Below are 5185 nucleotides of genomic sequence, written 5' to 3' on the forward strand. Positions count from 1 at the left end.
GACCTCTCCGGGATCAGCGATACCATCATTCACTCGGTGGACAGTCGTTTGCGCCACCGGTCACTGACCCGGCGCATGGGCATACACATGGAAGGCAGCACTCCTTTCGTCTATTATACGTTCTTCATGAACCATGGAAGAAACCAGCGACAACCCACTATAAACGATCTGTTTCTCTGGGCAAACAGTGATGAAGAAGAGCTCCGGGAGTCGCCACTTGCAGAAGAGTTCTTATCGACAACCGACATCGGGTTGAACCTGATTTATCGTCCCCGCACATCCTCATCAGTTCCATTGGAATTGAGTATTACCACCAACTTTTTCATTAACCTGTACACCAACAAGATTACCTATCGCTTCTATGAAGACCGCCCTCCAAGCCCTCTGAACACTGCTGTAGCCCGTATTTCAGGCTACGATCTGGCCTTTGAGGGCAATCTATGGGATCGCCGCGTCAGGGGCCAGTGGGCCTACCAGAGTATCAACCTGAATGATCCTCTCATTTTCCCCAATAAGCCTCAGTTCCGGATGACCTATCTCATGGAATTTCGTTTGCCCTGGCTTGTTGTGGGTTACGACTTCTACCGTGATGGTCCCCAGTTCATCTTGTATGACGGGTTTGTTATCGCCGAGAGGATTGAGCGTCGAGAAAGCGCCAATCTGAATATCATACTCCGCTGGAAAGTACGGCGCCTTCAGATGAGTCTAGCATTTACCGTCCGAAACCTATTCTCGGACCTGCCCGTCAGGGCGGATCCCCTGCAAAACGATGCCTATTCCCCCTTCCAATACTACGAGTCTCATCGAAAAATCATCACATTCAGGGTGAGCCTGTGAGGTATTCACTGCACCTGATTTTTCTCTTGTGCCTCCTGTTGTTTTCCGTTTGCGAGTGGCCATTTAACACGCAACCCACGCTGGAAGGGCCCATCTTCAAGGTAACAGCGCAGCTGAGCCAACGCTATTTCATCGACTCAGCTTTCGTCAACCTCGCCTGGCCCCCAGTAGGGTATGATAACTTCACCTCGCTGAAGATCATCCGGAGATACGTCCACCCACCGGACACCCTATCCGACGATTGGGAACTGCGTGCCGTCATTACTAATCCCTATGTGAACACCTGGAAGGATACCATCTACGATGACGAGGACTTGCGATACCAGGTAACCGTCTATCAGGTTGAAGGCCCCTATGGTAGTTCAGAAGTGGATGTTATGGTGCCGCCGGTCACCCGCCTTACCGTTCCCACGGAGAGCACCACGATTAAACAGGCGGTGGAATCACGGGTTGTCGATAACGGCGATACCGTTCTGGTTCTCCCGGGAGAATATTTTACCCGGCCCGTTGATTTCCAGAGAAAGAAAATCCACCTCCTGTCAAGCCATGGTGCTGCCAGTACCACCCTGATCCGCAGCCCATCGGGAACAACAGCGTGGTCAAACGAGCCATTGATCACCATGTCTGGGGGTAGCCTGCGCGGCTTTACCATCACCCACGGTATAGCTGCAAGAGGCTCCGGAGTCTATGCCGGGGGCACTTCAGTAATCCGGCACTGTATCTTGCGGGAGAATGTCGCCAGTGCGGCATGGCCGCAGGCAGGCCTGGGCGGAGCCCTTTATCTTACCGATTCGGTACACATAGAGAACTGTATCCTGTACAACAACTCGTCTAGCCACGAGGGCGCTGGAATCTATATTGATGTGGATGCTGAAGATGTGCGCGTTGTTAACAGCACGATACAGGGTAATGCGGCCGGTGTTAAAGGAGGTGGAATCGCCCTCCAGGTTGGCGGAATCGACAGCCTAGGTGGTACCGTAACAATCGAGAATTGCATCGTGGTGAATAATGGTCGTGGCGGGAATATTTACCCGCCACCGCATTACGCCTGGGTACCCTGCGTGATTTATTCTAACGCTGGCGAAGGATGGCCGGACGTGAATTCTACCAACATAGCCGACGATCCCCTGTTCGCAGATCCCACCATGGGAGATTTCAACCTGCAGCCCGGTTCCCCCTGCATCGATGCCGGCAACCCCGATCCGGACTTCAACGACACCGACGGCTCCCGTAATGATATGGGTGCCTTTGGCGGACCCTGCGGCGCCTGGGAAGCACCCGGAAGCCAGGTCTACAACCTGTCGATCTTTCCTCCCTGGAAAATCAGGCTGAAAAAATCGGACCGCGGCTGGAGGCGCGGCGCCAGCTCCGATCCCTGAACGACATACTCTGCCGGGACGGTTTCCTCGGGCACCCGGTGTCCCAGCGACGGATTCACCCTTCTTCCTTAATCCGGGCCAGGCGACGCAGTGCCTGGCGGGCTTCCTCCACCACATAGGTCCTATTGTCCAATCCAACCACCGCACGGTAGTCCTTCCGGGACCCAGCATAGTCACCGCGGGCTTCCCTGATCTGTGCCCTCATGTAATGGGCGAATCCCAGGTGCCAGTCGAATTCCATCTCGTAGTTATTAATCACCCATTCGCAACGCTCCAGGGCTGTTTCCAAATCGCCCTGCTCGAACGCAACCGCAGCCTCCAGGAAGGCGTATTTGAGCAACCATTCATGTCGCTGGTGGGGGTGTGACCGCATGATGCGAGCCTTTGACGGCGGCATAAAGGCGCGGGCCTCAGCTAACCGACCGGTACGAACCAGCGCTTCCCCCATGAGGCTATTGAAATAATAGTTGTCGGGATAGTGTTGCATCAGCAGTTCGGAATATCGGTAAGCCAACTCGGGATCATTCTCGATGTACAGATAGATAATCGCCAGGGTGCTGGCGGCTTCGATCCAGGCATACGGGGCTTCGCGCACAGCTGCCTGCAGGATCTGGATGCCCAGGCGGCGATCGGGCCTGATGCCGAAAATGCGGGCCGCCAACTGTACGGGCGCCGAATGCATCCCGGAATAATAATCAAATATGCCGATAGGGAAATAGGCATCGGCGAGGGTGCTGTCCATCGCGTAGGCCTGACGGACCTGGTTCCAGCCTTTCAGCCCGGAATACAGGCCCGCCAGCCATCTCTTGTCCGCCAGGTACAGCCGGGTCCTGAAACCGTAGGTGCTTCCCAGAAAAAGGAGGACCTCCGCCCGGCGACCAGAGCGAGAAATCATGGCCTCATACTCCGGAATGGTAGCATTGATAGCCTCCAGCAGAGCTTTGTGCGAGGCCTCGAAGCCCTGCTCAGCGAGCATCAGCAGCCACTTATTGGCAATCGCCACGAAGGGCGCTACCACATTGTCCGGATCGAGCGTCACGGCTGAATCCAGGGCGGACTCCGCTTCCTGGAAGCGATAAGAATACATGGCATCAATCCCCCGCCATAATACCGCCTCCTTGGGATCACGACCGGACGCGTGGATCTCGCTTAGAGAGTCCGGGGCATAGACACCACCGTTCGCAATAGACAGGCTGGGCGACAGGACGCCCAGCACTCCACCTATTGCGGCAAGTCTTCTGAGAGTCAACATGGCTGCCGGCAGAATTCGATCAGGCTAGGTCTGGCCTCAAGGCAGCGATAGACGGCCAAGCTCCGCGCGTGCAGCCGGGTGATCGGGATCGATGGCCAGCGCCCGCTGAAGCGCGCTGGTTGCCCGCGTAGAGTCCCGCAGGGCTCCATAGGTCCGGCTTAGACCCACATAGGCATCGGCCTGGAACGGATCATTGTTTATAGCCATGGTGTAGTAATCGATGGAGCGTTGGTAATCATCATGGGCTCGCGCCGCATTGCCGGCAAGTACCAGCGCGGACACCATCCAGCCGGATGCTTGTTCCCTGGAAAGAGACATGGCCTTGTGATACGCCTCCAGTGCCTCCCGGAACCGGCCGCGGGCCTTGAGCTCGAACGAGTAGAGATAATAAGCCTGCGGCAGCCAGTGCAACACCGCTCGATTCTCGGGGCGCAGGTAGCGCAGCATTTCCCACTCTTGTATCGCTTCTTTAAACCGCAGGTCCATCAGATAGGCCCGACCCAGGTTGAGTGAGGCGGCTGCATCTCCCGGCTGTGAGTCCAACAGCCGCAGGTAGGCGCGGATTGCGGTGGTGGCATTACCCTCCTGAAGCGAGACCTCGCCGAGGCATGCATAGGCCTCCAGGAAGTCGGCGTCCAGCGAAAGGGCATCATAGAAATCGGTCTTGGCCCGATCCAGCAGGCCCAGGCCGGTGTAGGCCTTACCCCGGGCATAGTACAGCGGGGCGTGATCGGGATAAAGCGCCAGGCCCTCCCGGGCAAGGGCCACGGCGTCACCATACTCCCCCCGTTTTACCAGATTCAATGCCCTGTGGAAATAGACCCCGGCAACGGCACCGAACTGCTCCTCTACCTGGGCATAGATCACCATGGCACCTTTAAAGTTGCCCTCGTTTTCCCGCACCCAGCCCCGGAATAGACGGGCCTCGATGCTTTCAGGATTGAGATAGACGATCTCCTGAAACGCGCCCCAGGCCTTGGTATTCTCCCCGTTCTTAAGGTAGCTGTGGGCCAGATTGAATAATAACTCCTGGTTCAGCGGCTCCACGGCTAATGCCTTGAGCAGGTAGGTCTCAGCCTCCTTGAATTTGTGGTTGCGTCGCTGCAGGTCCGCCAGCGCAACGAGCGTGGCCTGGTCCTCGGGATGGTCCTCATATTGGCGGACCAGCTGCCGCCACAGGCGATAGTCCCCCGCAAAGCGGTAACGCCTCACCTCAGGCACACTATCGGACGGAGCGAAGCGTGATAATCGCCGCGCGGTCTGGCGATTCAGAGCGGTTAGCTGATCGCTGAAGGAGGTAATGTCGGCAGCCATGGTCTTGAGCTCGCCCGCAGAATATACTTTGATCGGCGGCGTAGCCGGCGTCGGAGGGCGCTGTCTGCGGGCCGTTTGGGTGGTTGGCTGGCGCTGGCTGGTCGGCTGGCGCTGCTGGGCGGAAGGCTGCTGTCTGGGACGAGAGGCAGCAGGCTGGGATTGTGAAGGGGACTTCTTTGTACTGGTACCTGATTGAATCGGTGCCGGCCTGCGACGACTCTCGGTCGCTGCTTGACTGTCCTGTGTTTCCTGGTTGCCCGCGGTGGAAGCCTCCTTCCCCGCCGCAGGCTCTCCACGCCCGGCGACACCCTTCGCATCTGGATCAACGGAGGCGCCCTTTTGCGCCCCCACCAATCCTGCCGCCATAATGAAGCCTAAAAGTAAGGGTACCATACTGGATCTG

The 5185-nt window shown here is 57.2% G+C and carries 4 protein-coding genes; 2 read left to right on the forward strand and 2 right to left on the reverse strand.

What is annotated here, in order from left to right:
• Positions 1-837, forward strand: an 837-nt coding sequence (locus tag ACETWG_01055; protein MFB0515176.1) for a TonB-dependent receptor, incomplete at its 5' end; no start/stop codon positions are given.
• Entirely contained in the window at positions 834-2216 is a 1383-nt protein-coding gene (locus ACETWG_01060) for a right-handed parallel beta-helix repeat-containing protein (GenBank protein ID MFB0515177.1), read from the forward strand. The genes ACETWG_01055 and ACETWG_01060, both read left to right, overlap by 4 nt.
• Positions 2217-2271: 55 nt before the next feature.
• Here ACETWG_01060 and ACETWG_01065 read toward each other — a convergent pair whose 3' ends face one another.
• Complete coding sequence (locus ACETWG_01065; protein ID MFB0515178.1) at positions 2272-3432, reverse strand: hypothetical protein; 1161 nt, start codon at positions 3430-3432, stop codon at positions 2272-2274.
• A gap of 72 nt (positions 3433-3504) precedes the next feature.
• The coding region (locus ACETWG_01070; protein MFB0515179.1) for a tetratricopeptide repeat protein at positions 3505-5185 on the reverse strand (1681 nt) is incomplete at its 5' end.

The organism is Candidatus Neomarinimicrobiota bacterium (assembly GCA_041862535.1).
GTDB lineage: Bacteria > Fidelibacterota > Marinisomatia > SCGC-AAA003-L08 > TS1B11.